The 17,801-nt window shown below is 71.9% G+C and carries 17 protein-coding genes; 3 read left to right on the top strand and 14 right to left on the bottom strand.

The window, feature by feature from the left end:
• Positions 1–194 precede the first annotated feature (194 nt).
• Positions 195–602: an aggregation-promoting factor C-terminal-like domain-containing protein gene (locus IAG42_RS24935; protein ID WP_188339189.1), complete on the top strand. Its 408-nt coding sequence runs from the start codon at positions 195–197 to the stop codon at positions 600–602.
• A 228-nt stretch (positions 603–830) separates the two neighbouring features.
• On the opposite strand, the gene IAG42_RS24930 is transcribed toward IAG42_RS24935, so the two are convergent.
• Together IAG42_RS24930 and IAG42_RS24925 are read right to left on the bottom strand one after the other, a co-directional pair.
• A complete protein-coding gene (locus IAG42_RS24930; RefSeq protein ID WP_188339188.1) occupies positions 831–2,075 on the bottom strand; it encodes an alpha/beta fold hydrolase family protein in 1,245 nt (414 codons plus the stop codon).
• 106 nt (positions 2,076–2,181) lie between these two features.
• Positions 2,182–3,351 carry a steroid 3-ketoacyl-CoA thiolase gene (locus IAG42_RS24925; protein ID WP_188339187.1) on the bottom strand — a complete coding sequence of 390 codons (1,170 nt, stop codon included), beginning with the start codon at positions 3,349–3,351 and terminating at the stop codon, positions 2,182–2,184.
• Positions 3,352–3,582: 231 nt separating this feature from the next.
• Here IAG42_RS24925 and IAG42_RS24920 point away from each other — a divergent pair, with 231 nt between their 5' ends.
• On the top strand, positions 3,583–4,833 hold the full coding sequence (locus IAG42_RS24920; protein WP_188339186.1) for a cytochrome P450: 1,251 nt from the start codon (positions 3,583–3,585) through the stop codon (positions 4,831–4,833).
• 29 nt (positions 4,834–4,862) lie between these two features.
• On the top strand, positions 4,863–6,467 hold the full coding sequence (locus tag IAG42_RS24915) for a hypothetical protein (RefSeq protein WP_188339185.1): 1,605 nt from the start codon (positions 4,863–4,865) through the stop codon (positions 6,465–6,467).
• On the opposite strand, the gene IAG42_RS24910 is transcribed toward IAG42_RS24915, so the two are convergent.
• The 12 genes from IAG42_RS24910 to IAG42_RS24855 form a co-directional block, all read right to left on the bottom strand.
• Complete coding sequence (locus IAG42_RS24910; RefSeq protein ID WP_188341587.1) at positions 6,441–7,679, bottom strand: lytic transglycosylase domain-containing protein; 1,239 nt, start codon at positions 7,677–7,679, stop codon at positions 6,441–6,443. The genes IAG42_RS24915 and IAG42_RS24910 overlap by 27 nt on opposite strands.
• A 65-nt stretch (positions 7,680–7,744) precedes the next feature.
• The gene (locus IAG42_RS24905; protein ID WP_188339184.1) at positions 7,745–8,446 is read right to left on the bottom strand and encodes a hypothetical protein; all 702 of its coding nucleotides are present in this window, start codon (positions 8,444–8,446) and stop codon (positions 7,745–7,747) included.
• Positions 8,447–8,477: 31 nt separating this feature from the next.
• The gene (locus IAG42_RS24900) at positions 8,478–9,005 is read right to left on the bottom strand and encodes a nuclear transport factor 2 family protein (RefSeq protein WP_188339183.1); all 528 of its coding nucleotides are present in this window, start codon (positions 9,003–9,005) and stop codon (positions 8,478–8,480) included.
• Between the two features lie 23 nt (positions 9,006–9,028).
• Positions 9,029–9,667 (bottom strand): hypothetical protein, encoded by a 639-nt coding sequence (locus IAG42_RS24895; RefSeq protein ID WP_223206150.1) that lies wholly within the window; start codon positions 9,665–9,667, stop codon positions 9,029–9,031.
• The gene (locus tag IAG42_RS24890; protein WP_188339182.1) at positions 9,664–10,161 is read right to left on the bottom strand and encodes a hypothetical protein; all 498 of its coding nucleotides are present in this window, start codon (positions 10,159–10,161) and stop codon (positions 9,664–9,666) included. Before IAG42_RS24890 ends, IAG42_RS24895 begins: the two co-directional genes overlap by 4 nt.
• Positions 10,158–11,393 (bottom strand): MCE family protein, encoded by a 1,236-nt coding sequence (locus tag IAG42_RS24885; protein WP_188339181.1) that lies wholly within the window; start codon positions 11,391–11,393, stop codon positions 10,158–10,160. Before IAG42_RS24885 ends, IAG42_RS24890 begins: the two co-directional genes overlap by 4 nt.
• Positions 11,390–12,607, bottom strand: a complete 1,218-nt coding sequence (locus IAG42_RS24880; RefSeq protein ID WP_188339180.1) for an MCE family protein — start codon at positions 12,605–12,607, stop codon at positions 11,390–11,392. Before IAG42_RS24880 ends, IAG42_RS24885 begins: the two co-directional genes overlap by 4 nt.
• 2 nt (positions 12,608–12,609) lie before the next feature.
• On the bottom strand, positions 12,610–13,623 hold the full coding sequence (locus IAG42_RS24875) for an MCE family protein (protein WP_394811245.1): 1,014 nt from the start codon (positions 13,621–13,623) through the stop codon (positions 12,610–12,612).
• Positions 13,620–14,681, bottom strand: coding sequence for an MCE family protein (locus tag IAG42_RS24870; RefSeq protein WP_188339179.1), 1,062 nt, complete (start codon positions 14,679–14,681; stop codon positions 13,620–13,622). Before IAG42_RS24870 ends, IAG42_RS24875 begins: the two co-directional genes overlap by 4 nt.
• A gap of 11 nt (positions 14,682–14,692) precedes the next feature.
• Positions 14,693–15,754, bottom strand: coding sequence for an MCE family protein (locus IAG42_RS24865; RefSeq protein WP_188339178.1), 1,062 nt, complete (start codon positions 15,752–15,754; stop codon positions 14,693–14,695).
• Complete coding sequence (locus IAG42_RS24860) at positions 15,751–16,989, bottom strand: MCE family protein (protein WP_188339177.1); 1,239 nt, start codon at positions 16,987–16,989, stop codon at positions 15,751–15,753. Before IAG42_RS24860 ends, IAG42_RS24865 begins: the two co-directional genes overlap by 4 nt.
• Before the next feature lie 3 nt (positions 16,990–16,992).
• Positions 16,993–17,799, bottom strand: coding sequence for an MlaE family ABC transporter permease (locus IAG42_RS24855; protein WP_188339176.1), 807 nt, complete (start codon positions 17,797–17,799; stop codon positions 16,993–16,995).
• Positions 17,800–17,801 lie beyond the last annotated feature (2 nt).

Genomic DNA, 17,801 nt, shown 5'->3' with positions numbered 1-17,801 from the left:
GCACCCCTTCTGACCTGGGCTTTGCGACCCACGTCACAGAGCGGACATTTCGCCCTGATGCGACTTCCACTAGTAAAGGGGGCCATTGCGCGGGGCTCTTCGGGCTGCTTCTGTGGAGGAGTCGCACGGCGCCGAAGCCCCCGCCAGGGCCCGGCGCCGACGCACGCCCCCCGTCCCCCACGGAAGGTTCCGCCTTGACCGCCACGCTCCTCCGCCGCATCGCCACCCCGAAGAAGGCTCTCGCCGGTGCCGCGCTCGCCGCCGCCACGACCGGCCTGATCTTCTCCTCGGCTTCGGCCCAGGCCGCCGCGCCGACCTCGGCCAAGGCGATCGCGCAGCAGAAGATCGCGGACTCGGCGCAGTTCTCCTGCTTCGACAAGATCGTGTCGCACGAGAGCGGCTGGAACCCGAAGGCGACCAACGCCTCCAGCGGTGCGTACGGTCTTGTGCAGGCGCTGCCGGGCAACAAGATGGCGTCCGCCGGTTCTGACTGGAAGACGAATCCCGAGACGCAGATCAAGTGGGGGATCGACTACATGAAGGACCGGTACGGGAGTGCCTGCGGCGCCTGGGCGCACTGGCAGGCCAACGGTTGGTACTGAGCGGGACCTTCTGCGGGCGGCACCTTCGGGTGCCGCCCGCCCTTTTGGGTTGTCGTCACGGTGCCGGCCCGGTGGGGGCTGGTCGCGCAGTTCCCCGCGCCCCTAGAGATGCGCACTTCGTGCGCGATCTCCAGGGGGGCGGTGCCCCCTCGGGGAAATGCGGCGCGAAGCGCCATGCATTTCAGGGGCGCGGGGAACTGCGCGACCAGCCCCCACCGGGCCGCAGCTTCAGGACGTCCTGTTGAACCACTTCGTCACCTTGGGGGCGGCAGCCTTGAAGCTGCCGAAGTGGTCCGTCGGGCCCTGGTTGAAGATCGGGGCCCCAGAACCCAGCTGAGCCGCGCAGCTCTCCGCGTTGCCGATCGGGACATCCGTGTCCCCCTCGGCCGCGTACAGGCGGACCGGCACCGAGGGCTTCCAGGCACAGGCCCCGTCGTTCGCGGCGATCGCCTCCCGCAGGGCACCCGTGGGGTGCTGCATGCGGGCGTAGAACTCGGGGGTGAGCAGTTCCTTCACCGTCGCGGGGAGCGCCGCGACGATGTCCTCCTCGCCGTGCTCCCCGTCGAAGAGCGCCTCGACGCGGTCCGCGTAGGGCGCGCGGAAGACCTCGGCGGGGTCCTTGTAGATCGGGTGGAGGCGGTTCTGGGCAACGAGGAAGTACGCGGTGTAGAAGAGGCCGCTGGTGTCGTTGACGCGGCCGTCGTAGAGCGCGGGGATCTCCTGCCCGGAGAGGTCGTAGGGGCCGCTGACGGGGGCGAGGGCGCGGAGCCTGAAGTGGTGGTCGGCGCCGGCTTCGAGGGTCCTGCCGAGGGCCATCGCGACCTGGCCGCCCTGGGAGAAGCCGGTGGCGTACACGTCGCCGGTGAGGGGCCGGCCGAGTCGGGCCGACGCGTGCCGGGCGGCGCGCAGCATGTCGAGGGAGGCGGTGACGGAGGACGCCGTGTCCATGTAGGGGTGGACGCCGGGGCCCTTGCCGAGGCCGAGGTAGTCGGGGGCGGCGACGGCCTTGCCGGCGGCGGCGTTCAGGTAGGCGGGGACGCGGCCGAAGTCGGTGGTGACGGAGGGCGCGTAGTCGCGGTGGACCATCGTGCCGTGGGTGTCGGAGACGACGTCGAGGCGGCGCGGGCCGCCGGTGGGCAGGGCGAGCAGGCCGGTGGCGGTGGTGGGGCGGCCGTGCGCGTCGACGGTGCGGTAGGTCAGGCGGTAGGCGCGCACTCCGTGCCGGACGGCGGCGGTGTCCATGTCTCGGGCGGCGAGCCAGCGGGTGACGCCGGCCCGGTCGAGCCCGTCGAGCGGGGTCATGGAGACGAGGGTGCCGCGGGCGGCCGGGGCGCGGTCGGTGCCGGTGGCGGAAGCCGCCGCGGCGGGGGCGGCGAGGGCTCCGGCGAGCAGCAGCGCGGCGGCCGCGGCGAGGGCTCTGCGGGTACGTGAAGTCGTCGTGCGGGCACGGGAGTTGTCCGGGTTCGGCGTCATGGGACGACCGTAGGAATCGGAGGCCGTGCGGCGACATCCGAGGCGCCCCCTGGTGCGGGGTGGTGTTATGTCCACCCCGCACCAGGGGGCGGCCCCGGGTGGCGGGTCAGAGCCGCTGGATGATCGTGCCGGTGGCCAGGGCGCCGCCCGCGCACATGGTGATGAGGGCGAACTCCTTGTCCCTGCGCTCCAGTTCGTGGAGGGCGGAGGCGATGAGGCGGGCGCCGGTCGCGCCGACGGGGTGGCCGAGGGCGATCGCGCCGCCGTTCACGTTGACCTTCTCCAGGTCCTGTTCGAAGACCTGGGCCCAGCTGAGGACGACCGACGCGAAGGCCTCGTTGATCTCGACGAGGTCGATGTCCTTGAGGGACATGCCGGCCTTGCCGAGGACGGCGCGGGTCGCGTCGACGGGTCCGTCGAGGTGGTAGTGCGGGTCGGCGCCGACGAGGGCCTGGGCGACGATGCGGGCGCGCGGCTTGAGCTTGAGGGCGCGGGCCATGCGCTTGGAGGCCCACATGATGGCGGAGGCGCCGTCGGATATCTGCGAGGAGTTGCCCGCGGTGTGGATGGCGGTGGGCATGACGGGCTTGAGGCGGGACAGGCCCTCCATGGTGGTGTCGCGCAGGCCCTCGTCGCGGTCGACGAGCCGCCACATGCCGTGGCCGGCGGCCTGCTCCTCCTCGGTGGTGGGCACCTGCACGGCGAAGGTCTCGCGCTTGAAGCGCTCCTCGGCCCAGGCGGCGGCCGCCCGCTCCTGCGAGATGAGGCCGAGGGAGTCGACGTTCTCGCGGGTCAGTCCGCGGCGCCGGGCGATGCGCTCGGCTGCCTCGAACTGGTTGGGCAGGTCCACGTTCCACTCGTCGGGGAACGGCTTGCCGGGGCCGTGCTTGGAGCCGGAGCCGAGCGGGACGCGGGACATGGCCTCGACGCCGCAGGAGATGCCGACGTCGATGACGCCGGCGGCGATCATGTTGGCGGTCATGTGCGAGGCCTGCTGGGAGGAGCCGCACTGGCAGTCCACGGTGGTGGCCGCGGTCTCGTAGGGCAGGCCCATGGTGAGCCAGGCGGTGCGCGCCGGGTTCATGGACTGTTCGCCCGCGTGCGTGACGGTGCCGCCGACGATCTGCTCGACGCAGTCCGCCTGGATGCCGGTACGGCCGAGGAGCTCGCGGTAGGTCTCGCCCAGCAGATACGCGGGGTGGAGATTGGCCAGCGCGCCACCGCGCTTGCCGATCGGAGTACGTACGGCTTCGACGATGACGGGTTCCGCTGCCATGACCTTCGTCCCTCCACACATTCCCGGACCACCGGACCGACGGGCGACGCGCAAAACTAGAACGCGTACCAGTTCTCCGTGCAGTCTCGACGCGCTTACCCCGGGTACGCAAGGGGCGTGCACGTACATCGCACGGAACCGACACCGACGCAGGCCTTGCCACTTCTAGAACCGGTTACTACCTTTCGAGCCAGAACTGACGGATCGTCAGAACCAACACGGGAGTGACCCATGCCGTGCCCCGCGCTGCCCGACGGGTTCGACTTCACGGACCCCGATCTGCTGCAAGACCGTGTGCCGTACCCCGAGTTCGCCCAGCTGCGGCAGGCCGAACCGGTTCGCTGGATACCGCAGGAGCCCGGGATCTCCGGCTTCGCGGACGCGGGCTACTGGGCGGTGACCCGGCACGCGGACGTCAAATACGTCTCCACGCACCCGGAGCTCTACTCCTCCAACACCAACACCGCGGTGATCCGCTTCAACTCCTCGATCCAGCGCGACCAGATCGAGGTCCAGAAGATGATCATGCTGAACATGGACCCGCCGGAGCACACCCGGGTGCGCCAGATCGTGCAGCGCGGCTTCACCCCGCGCTCGATCCGCTCCCTGGAGGAGAAGCTGCGCAGCCGGGCCCTGGACATCGTCGCCAAGGCCCTGGAGCGGGACACGAGCGACGGCGGCTTCGACTTCGTCACGAACGTCGCGGTGGAGCTGCCGCTCCAGGCCATCGCCGAGCTCATCGGCATCGCCCAGGAGGACCGCGCCAAGGTCTTCGACTGGTCGAACAAGATGGTGGCGTACGACGACCCGGAGTACGCGATCACCGAGGAGATCGGCGCCGAGGCGGCGATGGAGATCGTCTCCTACGCGATGAACCTGGCCGCCGCCCGCAAGGAGTGCCCGGCCAAGGACATCGTGAGCCAGCTGGTCGCGGCCGAGGACCAGGGCAGCCTGTCCTCCGACGAGTTCGGCTTCTTCGTCATCCTGCTGGCCGTCGCCGGCAACGAGACGACCCGGAACGCGATCACGCACGGCATGCACGCCTTCCTCACCCACCCCGAGCAGTGGGAGCTCTACAAGCGGGAGCGCCCGAGCACGACCGCGGAGGAGATCGTGCGCTGGGCGACCCCGGTCGTCTCCTTCCAGCGCACCGCCACCCAGGACACCGAGCTGGGCGGCCAGAAGATCAAGGCGGGCGACCGGGTCGGCCTCTTCTACTCCTCCGCCAACCACGACCCCGAGGTCTTCACCGACCCGGACACCTTCGACATCAAGCGCGACCCGAACCCGCACCTCGGGTTCGGCGGCGGCGGACCGCACTTCTGCCTCGGCAAGTCCCTCGCCGTCCTGGAGATCGACCTCATCTTCAACGCCATCGCGGACGCCATGCCCAACCTGCGGCTGACCGGCGACCCGCGCCGGCTGCGCGCCGCCTGGCTCAACGGCGTGAAGGAACTCCAGGTGTCGACCTCGGCACCCTGAGTGAGGAAGGGGCCGTAGGATCGGTGCCCGTGGCCACGGTCGAACTGCCCCTCTTACTCCTCCGCCGCTTCACCCTCACCGCGTCCCAGCGGACGGCCCTGTGCGCGACGGCGCCGGTGCTGCCGCTGTACGCGGTGTGGGCGCTGTTCCTCGCGACGGGCGGCGGCGACCTCGCGGCCCAGGAGGCGTGGGCCGCGTTCGCCGCCGAGCACGGCGGCTCGGCGTACGGCCTGTTCTGGTACGGCGGCACGCACGCCGCCAACTACTCCGTGCTGTCGCCCTGCTTGATGGCGTGGGCCGGGGTGCGCACGGTGACGGTGCTGTCGGGCATCGCGGCGTCCTGGCTGGGCGCCGTGCTGATCGTGCGCTGCGGGGTGCGGCGCCCGGCGGCGCCCGCCCTCCTCCTGTCCCTGGCGCTCTGGTGCGACGTGGCGTCGGGCCGTACGACGTTCGCGCTCGGGGTCGCGTGCGGGCTCGGCGCGTGCGTGGCGGTCACCGGGCGGCCCAGGTGTGCGGCCGGCGCGGTGTGCGCGGCGCTCGCCACGCTGGCGTCCCCGGTCGCCGGACTCTTCCTCGCCGTCGTCGGCGCCGGCAGGTTCCTCGTACGGAGTCGGGGTCCGGCGGCTGCGCTGGCGTTGCCGCCTGCCGCCGTCGTGGGCGCCACGACCCTGCTCTTCCCGTTCCGGGGCGAGCAGTTGATGCCGGTGGACCGGATCTGGCCACCGTTCCTGTTCGCGCTCGCGCTGGTGGTGGCGGGGCCCGCGCGGTGGCGTGCGGCGCGCGGGGCCGCCGCCGTGTACGCGCTCGGCACGGTCCTCACGTATCTGCTCCCCTCCCCCGTCGGCACGAACGTGGAGCGGCTCGCCGAACTGGCCGCGCCCGCCGTCCTCCTGGCGGCCCTGCGCGTCCCCGGCCTGCGCCGTCTCCAGGCGCTCGTCCTGGCGGTCGCTCTCGTCTGGTCCTCGTACTGGGTCGGGCAGAAGACGCTCGACGACCTGAGGGTGTCCACGCGCGTCCCGGCCTGGGCGCAGCAAACCGGAGGCGTGGTGAGGGAGTTGGAGCGGCTCGGCGCGGACCGTACGCGCGTCGAGGTGGTGCCCGCGCGCAACCACCGCGAGGCGACGCTGCTCGCCCCGCACGTGAACATGGCGCGTGGCTGGAACCGGCAGCTGGACGTGGAGCGGGGGCGCCTCTTCTACGACGGCTCGTTCTCGGCGGCGGCCTACCGGGCGTGGCTGGACCGGTGGGCCGTCGGGTTCGTGGTGCTGCCCGACGGGAAGCCGGACGGGTTCGCGGAGCAGGAGGCCGCGCTCGTGCGGCGCGGGGTGCCCTATCTGGAGCCGGTGTGGCGGGACGCGCACTGGCGGGTGTACCGGGTGCGGGACACGGTGCCGCTCGTGTCCGCGCCCGCGTCCGTGGTGGACACGGACGGGGCGCGGGTCACGGTGCGCTTCGCGCGGGCGGGCACGGCGACGCTGCGGGTCGCGTACTCGCCGTGGCTGCGGGCGGAGCACGGGTGTCTGCGGGTGCGGCAGCGCGGCGAGTTCACCGAGCTGACGGCACCGGCCGCCGGGACGTACCGGCTCGGATCGGCGCTGCGGAGGCCGTCAGGCGCCGGCTGCGGTGCACGGTGACGGGCTCTCCGTCGGGCCCTCCGTGGGGGTGTCGGTCGGGCTGGGGCTCGGGGAGTCGGTCGGGCTCGCGCTGTCGGAGGGGCAGTCGGTCGGGGTGCCCGGGTCGGTGGGCGTGCCGGTCGGGCCGTCGGTGGGGTCACCGGTGACGGGCGGCGTGGTGGGCGGCTCCGTCGTGGGCGGCGGCGCGCTGTCCGAGGGGCCCGGGCTGGGGCTCGGACCGTCCGTCGGCCGGTCGGACGGCTTCGGTGTGCCGGGCGTGCGGGTCGGCTCGGGGCCGATGACGATGCCGCCGCCTCCCTTGCCGCCGTCCGAACCGCTGTCCCCGCCGTCGCCGACGGGCTTCGTCGCGGGCGTCTTCGACCCGGCGCCGGGGCTGACCGGTACGACGCCCTTCCCGTCCGGCACCTTGTGGACGCCGCTGCGGTAGAACTCCATCCAGTACAGGACGAGCCGCACGTAGTCGCGCGAGTAGTTGTAGCTGAGGATTCCGCGCTCCAGGCCACGCGCGGTGCCGAGGTCCCGGTTCCCCGCGCACAGGTAGCGCCCGGCGCCGAGGGCCGCGTCGAAGATGTTGTTGGGGTCGGCGCGGCCGTCGCCGTTGCCGTCGGCGCCCCAGCGGCGCCAGGTGCCGGGCAGGAACTGCATGGGGCCGACGGCCCGGTCGTAGACGGCGTCGCCGTCCCAGGCGCCGCCCTCGGTGTCCCGGATCAGGGCGAACCCCTTGCCGTTCAGCGGCGGTCCGGTGATCCGGTGCCGGGTCGTGCCGTCAGCGGTGACGTCACCGCCGCGGGCCTGCCCCGACTCGACCTTGCCGATCCCGGCGAGCAGTTGCCAGGGCAGCCGGCAGCCCGGGTCGGTGCGGCCGACGGACGCCTCGGCGCGGCGGTAGGCGGCGAGGACGGTCGCCGGGATGCCGGCCTCCGCCCGCACCTGTTCGCGCGGGAACGTCGTGCCCGGCGCGTCCGGCGTCCTCAGCGGCGGGAGTTCGGTGTGGTAGGAGTCGTCGCCCTGTGAGGCGACGGGCGGCAGCGGCTCGTCGAGCACGGCGAACGGGTCGCTCCGGCCTGCCTTGTCGGCGCCGGAGCCCGCGTCGCGGAGCAGCTCCGGGGCCTGGGACGCGGTGAGCAGGGCGGTGGCGGCCACGGCCACGGCCGTGCCGCGCAGGCCCCGGCTCAGCCGGGTGGCGCGGCGCGGGCGGCGTCGGATACGCAGGGTGCTGCGCGGGGTGCGCAAGGGGTGCCCCTCTCGTTCGTCGCGTGCGGGTCGGTGGGTGCCGGTCAGCTGCCGAAGGTGTCGATGCCGGACACGCGCCAGCGCCCGTCCTTGCGGACGAGGTCGACGGCGAGCATGGCGCCCGCGTAGTTCGCGGCGGTGTCGGACTTGGCGGCGGTGCCGGTGCTGCTCTGGTCGGCGAACACGAGGACGCGGGCGCGGGGGCCGTCGATCCGCTCGACGGCACTGTCGGTGACGGTCGTCGTGACGACCGTCTTCTGCTTCTCGGCCTGCGCGAGCACCGGCGCGAGCAGCTTGCGGTGCTGCTCGACCGCCTTCCCGGTCAGCAGCCGGTCCGCCGCCGCGCGCGCCGCCCCGGGATCCGCCTGGTCGTACGAGAACAGCGCCTCGACCGCCTTCTCCGCCTGCCCCTTGACCTCGCTGGTCCGGGCGGGATCGGACAGCGCGGCATTGCGCGCCGCGGCCCCTGCGTCGAGGCTCTGCGCCCGGTGGAACGCCCAGCCGGCGAAGGTGCCGAGCAGGAGGGTCAGCAGGCAGAGGGCGACGAGGGCCTTCGGGACGCGGGGCGCGGGCCGCGCGGACTCGCTCCGTACGGGCTTCTTCGGTACGGGCTTCTTCGGTACGGATTTCTTCGGTACGGACTTCTCTGCCGGGGCCGGGGCCGGGGCCACGGCCGGGGCGGGCACCGCGGCGAGGCGGCGCTGACGGTTGAGGTGGTGGCGGGTGGTGTGGCGCGTCGTGGACATCGGGGTCCGCTCCCAACGGTTCGGGGGTCGGTCAGTCGGTGGTCGCGCTGTCGCCGACCGGGGCCTGGCCGAGGGCGCTGAGCTTCCAGTGGCCGTCGGTGCGGGTGAGTTCGCCGAGCATGCGGCTGTCCTTCTGCGAGGACTTGCCGCCGGAGGCGGTGACGGTGACGCGCAGGGCGACCATGACGCGGGCGCGGCCCGCCCGTTCGTCGAGCTCGGTGAGGGCGCCGTCGAGCACCTTCGCGGTGCTGACCGTGCGGGCCTCGCGGACCTGCTTCTCGAACGCGGAACGCCCACCGGCGAGTTGGCTGTGCAGCTCGCCGGTCGTGGACGACTCCCACAGGTCGAGGCCGTGCGCGAGGTCCTTGTGATCGAGGGTGTTGAGGTTCTGCACGGCCTGCTCGCCCGCCTCCAGGGCGTCGTCGCGCGCGGTGGCGTAGGCGGCGGTGTCGTCGTGGGCCGCGCCGTACCAGGACCAGCCGGCCCAGGCGGCGAAGGCTCCCGCGACGAGGGTCAGGGCGAGCGCGGCGAACAGCAGCGGCCGTCCGATGCGGTCCATCCGGGTTCCTTTCAACGGGCCGTTCACCGGGCCTTGATGTCGACGATGCGCCAGACGTCGTCGCGCAGTTCGGCGGTGACGGACAGCTGGGCGGCGGACGTCGTGGGCTTCTTGGTGCCGCGCCGGGCGGTCTGGTCGAGGAACACGAGCAGGTGCGCGGTGCGGCCGCGCAGGCTGACGGTGCCGACGCGGACGGCCTGCGTGGACAGGGTGACCTTCTGGTCCCGCACATCGGCCCGGACCCGCGCGAAGAGCTGCGCGTACTGCTCCGCGGCGCGCCCGGACAGGACGGCCCGCGCGGACCGCTCGGTGGCCTCGGTCCCGTCGGGCGTGTACGAGAACACCTTGCCGAGCGCGTTGCTCACGTCCCCGTTGACGCGGGCGGTGGCGGCGGCGTCGGTGAGGGCGTGGTTGCGGGCGGCGGGGGCGTCGCGCAGGGAGTGGGCCTGGAACAACAGCACGCCTCCGGCGAGGGCGAGGAGCACGCCGAGGGTGACCGCCCCGATCGCCGCGCGACTCCACCGGCCGGTACGGGACTCGGCCTCGGCGGTGCCGGTGTCCTCGGGATCGGCGTGCAGGACGGGCCCGACGGCTTCCCTCTGCTCGTCACCCTTCGTGTCGCGCTCGGTGCCGCTCGTCCGGTCGCTCTTGGTGTCGCTCATCCGCCCACCGCCGTCACCGGGATCGCGTTCAGGGCGCGTACCTTCCATGTGCCGTCGGACGCGCGGGACAGCGTCGCCTCCAGGCGTTTGCGGTCGGTCGTCGGGGTCTTGGCACCCTTGGGGGTGGTCTCCACGCGCAGGGTCGCGATGAGTTTCGCGGTGCCGGCGTGATCGTCGAGGGCGGTGAGGGCCGCGTCCGTGACGGTGGCGCGGGAGGAGGGCCCGGAGGCCGGGGCGAGGCGGGAGAGATCGGTGCGCAGGGGGCCGGAGGTGACCGACTTCCAGGTGCCGATGCCGGCCTTGGCGCGGGCCGTCGACGACGCGTCCAGGGTGGAGAGCGCGGCGACGGCGGCACGGCCGTCGTCCAGCGCGGCGTCCCGCGCCCGCGCGTAGGCGAGGTCGTCGTCGCCGCGGGCCTGCGCGTACGACCAGGTGCCCGTGCCGCACAGGGCGACGGCCGCGGCGAGCCCGAGGCCCGTGAGTACCCGTCTCATGAGCCGTCCCCCGTTCCGCTCAGGCCGAGCAGTCCGGCCATGTCGCCGGAGGAGCCGTCGGCGCCGCTCTCCCGCAGGGAGGGCAGGTTCAGTGCGCCCGGCCGGGCCGGCTTCGGCACGGGACCGCCGCCCGGCGCGTGCGCCGATCCCCGCACGCCGACCCCGCTGGACGCGGGCGCGGTGCAGCGCGCCCCGGTGTTGAGCGCGGGCGCGGGACTCGTGTCCGTGCCGAGGCGGTAGCGGGTGCCTCCGTAGCCGGCCGTGCACGGGAGGGGCTTGAAGAAGGTGACCGTCATGCCGAAGTTGACCTTCTTTCCGTCGACGGCCGTGGCGCCGGCGGCGACGGCCCGGGGCAGCTGCACGAGCAGTTCCTCGGTGCCGCGCTGCCGGGTGACGGCGACCTCGGACGTGGTGAGCAGATTGGCGAGGACGACGCTCAGGTCCGGGTCCATGTCCCGCAGCAGCCCGCTGACCTGTGTGGCGGCGTCGGGCGCGGCCATGACGAGGCGGCGCAGGTCGGCGTCGGAGCCCTTGAGCGTGGCGGCGAGGTCCTTGGCGCCGGACGCGAAGTCGCGGATGGCCTGTCCCTCCTCGGCCTGGGTGCGGAGCACGACCGCGCCGTCGTTCATGAGGGTCGTGGTGCTGGGCAGGGCCCGGTCGGCGGCCCGGACGAAGTCGGTGCCGTTGTCGAGGAGCACCTGGAGGTCCTCGCCGCGCCCTTCGAAGGCCTTGCCGAACTCGTCGACGACGGTGCGCAGATCGTCAAGGGGCACCGAGGTGGTGAGGTCGTCGACGCTCGTGAGCACGTCGGTGACGGGCCGCGGCACGGCGGTCCGGCTCGCGTCGATCCGCGAGCCGTCCTCCAGGTACGGGCCGTCCCCGCGCTGGGGCCGCAGGTCGATGTACTGCTCGCCGACCGCCGACAGGCTGGCGACGACGGCCTGGGTGTCGTCGGGGATGCGGGGCGCGGACTTCTTGATGCGCAGCTCGGCCTCGACCCCGTCGGCGGTGAGCCCGATCGGTCCGACCCGCCCCACGGACACGCCCCGATAGGTGACGTCGGAGTGCGTGAACAGGCCTCCTGTGCGCGGGAGTTGGACCTTCACGGTGTAGTAGTCGGCGGCTCCGACGTACCGCCCCAGGTCGGCGTACCGGATCCCGAGGAAGGCGAGGACGACGACGGCGATGACGAGGAACGCGAGGTTCTTGAGCCGGATGGCGAGCGTGATCACCGCTCCTCACCCCCTGAGGCCGACGCGGAGGCCGCCGCCGACGCGGACGGGTCCGGGGCGGAGGTCGCGGGCAGCGGCAGCGCGGGCCCGCTCGCACCGCCGGAGGCCGTCTTCTGCGTCCCCTTCTGCGGCTGCTGCCGCGTCCCCTTCTGCGCGTTCGGGGTCGGCGTCGGTGAGGGTGAGCCCTTGGTGAGCGGCGGGATGAGCTGGGTGCCCGGCGCCGCCGTCATGCTCAGATAGACGTTGAGGTAGTCGCCCTTGACCCCGCGCAGCACCTCGTCCGTGAACGGGTAGGTGAGCAGCACCTGGAGCGAGTCGGGCAGGTTCTTGCCGGAGTCGGCGAGCGCCTTGAGCGTGGGGGCGATGGCCTTGAGGTCGGCGACCATGTCGGCCTTGCCCCGGTCGACCGTTTCTACGGCGACGCCGCTGAGCCGGTCGAGGGAGCGGAGCATCGTCATGAGCGAACCCCGCTGGTCCTCCAGGGTCTTGAGGCCGGGCGACAGATCGGTGAGCACGGTGGCCACGTCTTCCTTGCGGTGGGCGAGGGTCGCGGAGAGCCGGTTGACGCCGTCGAGCGCGGCGGTGATGTCGCCGCGGTGCGTGTCGAGGTTGGTGACCAGGGTGTTGACGCGGCGCAGCGTGGAGCGGACCTCGCTCTCGCGGCCGCCGAGCGCGGAGTTGAGTTCCTTGGTGATGGTCTTGAGCTGGTTGACGCCGCCGCCGTTGAGGAGCAGGGACAGGGCGCCGAAGACCTCTTCGACCTCGGAGTTGCGTCCGGTGCGGGAGAGCGGGATGCGGTCGCCGGCGGCGAGGGCGCCGGTGGCGCCCTTGGCGGGTGCGACGAGCTGGACGTACTTCTCGCCGAGCAGACTGGACTGTTCGAGCCGGGCTCCGGTGTTGGCGGGCAGGTCGACGTCGCCGTTGATGCGCATGGTGACGCGGGCGTTCCAGTTCCGCCCGCTGCCGAGCCGGATGTCGGTGACGCGTCCGACGGCGACGTCGTTGACCTTGACCGCGGACTGCGGGACGAGGCTGAGCACGTCCTTCATGTCGGCGGTGACGGTGTAGGGGTGGTCCCCGAGGTCGGCGCCGCCGGGCAGCGGCAGTTCCTCGATGCCGCCGAAGGAGGGAGCGGGCAGCGAGACGACTCCGAGGGTCACGCAGAAGGCGACGGCGACGGAGACGGCCCCGCCGACGAGAAGGCCTCGCCGCATGGCTACTCACCCCCCACGGCGGGCAGCGGCAGCAACGGCCCGCCCTGGCTCAGCTCGTTCAGGTTGGCCCGCCCGTCGAGCGTCCGGGTCCGCGGGTTGTAGGCACTGACGACGTTCTGCGCGGCGAGCGGCGCGACGTCCAGCGCCTCCGCCAACGACGCCCGCTGCTCCACCAGCGCCCGTGTGATCGGCACGAGTTTGCGTACGTTCTTGCGCAGCTCGCCCCGGTTGTCCTTGATGAACTTCTTCACCTGCCCGAGCGCGATCCCCAGCTCCTTGAGCGCGCCGGCGAGATCGTCCCGGTTGTCGGCGAAGTAGCTGGTGACGTCGTCGAGGTTCTCCTGCGCCTTGCGCACCCCGCCGTCCTTCTTCTTGAGCATCGTGGTGAACGCCTGGAGTTGGCTGAGCGTCGTGAACAGGTCGTCGCTGCGCCCGTCGAGCGTCTTGGCGGCCTTGCCGAACTGCTCGATGCTGTCGCCCATCGCGGCCCCGTTGCCCTTGAGGTTCTTCGCCCCGGTGCCGAGGAGGTCGGACAGGGCGCCCTTCTCATTGGCGCCGCCGGGTCCGAGCGCCTTGCTGAGTTCGGTGACGCTGTCGTAGAGCTGGTCGACCTCGACCGGCATGCGGTTGCTGGACGCGGGCAGCTTCGCCCCGTCCTCCAGCTGCGGGCCGCTCGCGTACGCGGGTGTCAGCTGCACGTACCGGTCGGCGACGACGCTCGGCGCGACGGCGACGGCGCGCGCCCCGGCGGGGATCTTCACTCCGTCGTCGACGGCGAGGACGACGCGCACCTGGGTGCCCTGCGGCCGCACCTCGGCGACCTTGCCGACGCGGACGCCGAGGACACGCAGGTCGGAGCCTGCGTAGATGCCGACGGCCCGGTCGAAGTAGGCGGTGATCCGCATGCCGCCGGAGCCGGCGGCGCGTACGCCGACGACGCCGGCCGCGATGAGCACGGCGAGGGCGACCCCGCCGACCAGAAGCTTCCACTTGACGGACATGCCTGCGGATGTCATCGGCCCCCGCCCTTCACGTCGTACTTCCCGTTCTTGGGCGGCATGCAGGAGGTCTTCGGCAGCGAGGTCTCCGGCAGGTAGTTCCGGGGCACGACGCCGCACAGGTAGCTGTCGAACCAGCGGCCGTTGCCGAGGGTGTTGCCGATGAGCCGGTAGTAGGGCCCGACGAGCGCGAGGGTCCGGTCGAGCTTCTTCTTGTTCTTCTCCAGGACGGTGGTGACGCGGCCGAGCGCCTGGAGGGTCGGCTTCAGCTGCTTCTCGTTGTCGTCGACGAGCCCGTCGAGCTGGACGCCGAGCGCCTTGCTGCCGGTGAGCAGCGCCTTGATGGCCGTGCGCCGCTTCTTGAGCTCGCCGAGCAGGGAGCCGCCGTCGTCGATGAGGGTCTCGAAGCTCGACTTCTTCGTCTTGAGCGTCTTGGTCAACCGCTTGCTGCCCGCCAGGAGTTCGGCGAGCTGTGTGTCGCGCGAGGAGACGGTCTTCGAGAGGGCGGAGAGGCCCTTCACCGCGGCGCGCACGTCGGGCGGCGAGTCCTTGAAGGTCTCGGAGATCGTCTCGAAGCTCTCGGCGAGCTGCTTGGTGTCGATCTCGTCGATGGTCCCGCTGAGGTCCTCGAAGGCTTCCGTCACGTCGTACGGGGAGGTGGTGCGGGCCAGCGGGATCCGGGACCCGGGGTCCTGCTCGCCGCCGCCGAGCGGGTCGAGGGCGACGTACTTCTCGCCGAGCAGGGTCTTGATGGCGATGGCGGCGGTGGTGCGGTCGCCGATCCAGGTGCTGTCGTCGTCGATGCGGAAGGCGACCTTGACCTTGGGTCCGTCGAGGCTGACGGAGGTGACCTCGCCGACCTTGACGCCGGCGATGCGGACCTCGTCGCCGTCGCCGAGTCCGGCGGCCTCGCTGAAGTCGGCGCTGTAGTCGGTGCCGCCGCCGACGAGGGGCAGGCTGCTGACGTTGAGCGCGGCGAGGGCCAGCAGCGCGAGGACGAGGAGTCCGGCGAGGGCGATGCCGACGGGGTTGCGTTCCTGGACCGGCTTGATCTCCAGGAACCGGGGCCGTTTCACGCTGGGCCGTTTCACTGGCACCTCGCATCTTCGACGACGATGCCGGTGGGGGGCTTCGACCCGTCGGACATGGTGACGCCGTCGACCTCGGCCCGGCACAGATAGAGGTTGAACCAGGAGCCGTAGGACGAGAGGCGGGACAGGGCGGTCATCTTGGCGGGCGTCCTGTCGAGGAAGTTCTCGATCTGCGGGATGCCGTCGCCGAGGGTGCCGGAGAGCCGGCCGAGCTGCTTGATGTCGTTCTTGAGGGGCTTACGGGCGTCCTGGAGGAAGCCGGCGGTGACGGTCGTCAGGTCACCCATGGCCTGGGCGGCGTCGCCGAGCGGTTTGCGGTCCTCGTTGAAGCCGGAGACGAGCCGGGTGAGGGTGGTGACGAGGTCGTCGAACTTGTCCTCGCGGTCGTTGATCGTCTTCAGGACCTCGGTGAGGTTGCCGACGACCTGCCCGATGACCTGGTCCTTCGCGGCGACGGTCGTGGTGAGGGAGCCGACGTGCTCGATGAGGCTGTCGACGGTGCCGCCCTCGCCCTGGAGGACCTTGACGATGGAGCCGGCCAGCTCGTTGACGTCCTTCGGCGAGAGGCCCTCGAAGAGCGGCTTGAAGCCGTTGAAGAGGAGGGTCAGGTCGAGGGCGGGCCGGGTGCGGGTGAGCGGGATGGTGGCACCGGGGTCGAGATCCCCCGTGTCGTCCCCGGTGCCACGTTCGAGGGCCACGTACCGCTGGCCGACCATGTTGAGGTACTTCACGGCGGCCGTGGTGGTACGGGGCAGTTCCCGTCCCTTGTCGACGGTGAAGGTCACCTGGGCGGTGCGGTGGTCGACGACGCGGACGTCGGTGACCTCGCCGACCTTGACGCCGGAGATCCGCACGCCGTCCCCGTCGATCAGCCCGGTGACGTCGGTGAACAGGGCGCGGTACGTCGTGGTGTCCGTACCCACTCCCGTGTTGGCGATGGACAGTCCGAGCAGGGCGGTGGCGAGCGCGGTGACGACGAGGAAGATCAGGGACTTGATGACGGGACCGGCGACGGACCGCCGGCGGACGTGCCCGAACTCGGTGTCTTTCGCGGTCACTTGAGCTTCACCTCCGTCCCCCGGTAGACGGGTCCGACGAGCAGGCTCGACCAGTCGGGCAGGTCGCCCGGCGCGGCCTTGGCGGCCGGTGCGATGAGCTCGTTCACCAGGTCGTTCTCCTGCGGCGAGTTGGCGGGCCCGAGGTTCTGCTCGGCGGAGGCCGTGGCGGTGACGGGCGCACGGGCGGCGGCGCCGAGGTACGGCACCGGGTAGCAGTGGGGGCCGCCGCCGGTGGAGTACGTGGGGGTGTCGCGGCCGGGGACGTAGTTGCCGCGCGAGGCGACGGTGGTGACGTCGACGTGCAGCCCGGGTTCGTCGGTGCCCTTGCCGAGCGCCTGGTCCATGCGGGGCACGAACTCGGCGAGGGTGCGCAGGGTGCACGGGAACGACGGCGAGTACTTCGCGAGCAGTTCGAGCGTGGGCCGTGAGGTGGCGGACAGCCGGATGATGTTGTCCTGGTTGGCCCGCAGGAAGGCGTCCAGGTCCTCGGCCGTGCGGGTCGTGCCGCCGTAGGCCGCGGCGAGGTCCTTCTCCTTCTCGGCGATCGTGCCGCTGGTGGTGGTGAAGTCGGTGAGCGCGTCGAGGATGCCGGGGGCGGCGTCCGCGTATACGTGCGAGACCTTCACCAGCTGCTTGAGGTCCTCGTTGAGGGTCGGCAGGTTCGGGTTGAACTTCTTCAGGTGCGCGTCGAGCGTGCTGAGCGTCTCGCCGATCTTGCTGCCGCGTCCTTCGAGCGCCTGGGAGACGGCGGACAGCGTCGACGACAGTTTCTGCGGCTGCACGGCGGTGAGCATCGGCAGGACGTCGTCGAGGACCTGCTGGAGCTCGATGGCGTTGGCGGAACGGTCCTGCGGGATGACGGCCCCGGCCGGCAGCATCCGCGTACTGGGGTTGCTCGGCGGGACGAGGGCCACGTACCGCTCGCCGAACAGGGTGGTCGGCAGCATCTGGGCGCGCACGTCGTCGGGGATGCGGTCGAGGGCGCCCGGCTCGAGCGCGAGGGTGAGCCGGGCCCCGGTGTCGGTGGCGTCGATGTCCCGCACCTCGCCGAGGACGACGCCCCGCAGTTTGACCTCGGCCCCGAGGTGCATCTCGTTGCCGGCGCTGCCCGTCTCGACGACGACTTCGTCGGAGTCGACGAAGTCCTTGTTGTAGACGGCGACGGCGAGCCAGATGAGCAGGGCGGGCACGACGAGGAAGACGATGCCGGCGAGCCGGCGGCGCAGGGTCTCCATGGGTCAGCCCGCCACCTTCACGGTCGTCGTGGCGCCCCAGAGCGCCAGCGAGAGGAAGAAGTCGGTGACGGAGATCAGCACGATGGCGTTCCGCACGGACCGTCCGACCGCGATCCCGACGCCCGCCGGTCCCCCGCTCGCCCGGAACCCGTAGTAGCAGTGGGCGAGGATCACCATGACGCTGAAGACGAGCACCTTCAGCACCGACAGGATCACGTCCGTGGACGACAGGAAGAGATTGAAGTAGTGGTCGTACGTGCCCTGCGACTGCCCGTTGAAGACGGTCGTGACGATGCGGGAGGCGAGGTACGAGGAGAGCAGGCCGATCGCGTAGAGCGGGATGATGGCGACGACGCCGGCGATGATCCGGGTGGTGACGAGGTACGGCATGGACCGCACGCCCATCCCTTCGAGCGCGTCCACCTCCTCGTTGATCCGCATGGCGCCGAGCTGCGCGGTGAAGCCGGCGCCGACGGTGGCGGACAGGGCGAGTCCGGCGACGAGCGGGGCGATCTCGCGGGTGTTGAAGTACGCGGAGACGAACCCGGTGAAGGCGGCGGTGCCGATCTGGTCCAGGGCGGCGTAGCCCTGGAGGCCGACGACGGTGCCGGTGGCGGCGGTCATCGCGATCATCACGCCGATGGTGCCGCCGATGACACCGAGCCCGCCGGACCCGAAGGCGACCTCGGCGAGCAGCCGCTGCACTTCCTTGGTGTAGCGGCGCAGCGTGCGCGGGATCCACACCAAGGCGCGTATGTAGAAGAGGAGTTGGTCGCCACCACGGTCGAGCCAGACGAGGGGGGAGGTCATGA

It is taken from the genome of Streptomyces xanthii, from assembly GCF_014621695.1.
GTDB classification, from domain to species: Bacteria; Actinomycetota; Actinomycetes; order Streptomycetales; family Streptomycetaceae; genus Streptomyces; species Streptomyces xanthii.
Note: the sequence above shows the minus strand (reverse complement) of the source record. Positions and strands in the feature narration are given on the sequence as shown.

Excerpts from the sequence above, each read along its gene's own strand:
- IAG42_RS24930 (WP_188339188.1), bottom strand. The coding sequence starts at position 2,075 with ATGACGCCGAACCCGGACAACTCCCGTGCCCGCACGACGACTTCACGT.
- IAG42_RS24925 (WP_188339187.1), bottom strand. The coding sequence starts at position 3,351 with ATGGCAGCGGAACCCGTCATCGTCGAAGCCGTACGTACTCCGATCGGC.
- IAG42_RS24920 (WP_188339186.1), top strand. The coding sequence starts at position 3,583 with ATGCCGTGCCCCGCGCTGCCCGACGGGTTCGACTTCACGGACCCCGAT.
- IAG42_RS24905 (WP_188339184.1), bottom strand. The coding sequence starts at position 8,446 with ATGTCCACGACGCGCCACACCACCCGCCACCACCTCAACCGTCAGCGC.
- IAG42_RS24900 (WP_188339183.1), bottom strand. The coding sequence starts at position 9,005 with ATGGACCGCATCGGACGGCCGCTGCTGTTCGCCGCGCTCGCCCTGACC.
- IAG42_RS24895 (WP_223206150.1), bottom strand. The coding sequence starts at position 9,667 with ATGAGCGACACCAAGAGCGACCGGACGAGCGGCACCGAGCGCGACACG.
- IAG42_RS24890 (WP_188339182.1), bottom strand. The coding sequence starts at position 10,161 with ATGAGACGGGTACTCACGGGCCTCGGGCTCGCCGCGGCCGTCGCCCTG.
- IAG42_RS24880 (WP_188339180.1), bottom strand. The coding sequence starts at position 12,607 with ATGCGGCGAGGCCTTCTCGTCGGCGGGGCCGTCTCCGTCGCCGTCGCC.
- IAG42_RS24875 (WP_394811245.1), bottom strand. The coding sequence starts at position 13,623 with ATGACATCCGCAGGCATGTCCGTCAAGTGGAAGCTTCTGGTCGGCGGG.
- IAG42_RS24860 (WP_188339177.1), bottom strand. The coding sequence starts at position 16,989 with ATGGAGACCCTGCGCCGCCGGCTCGCCGGCATCGTCTTCCTCGTCGTG.
- IAG42_RS24855 (WP_188339176.1), bottom strand. The coding sequence starts at position 17,799 with ATGACCTCCCCCCTCGTCTGGCTCGACCGTGGTGGCGACCAACTCCTC.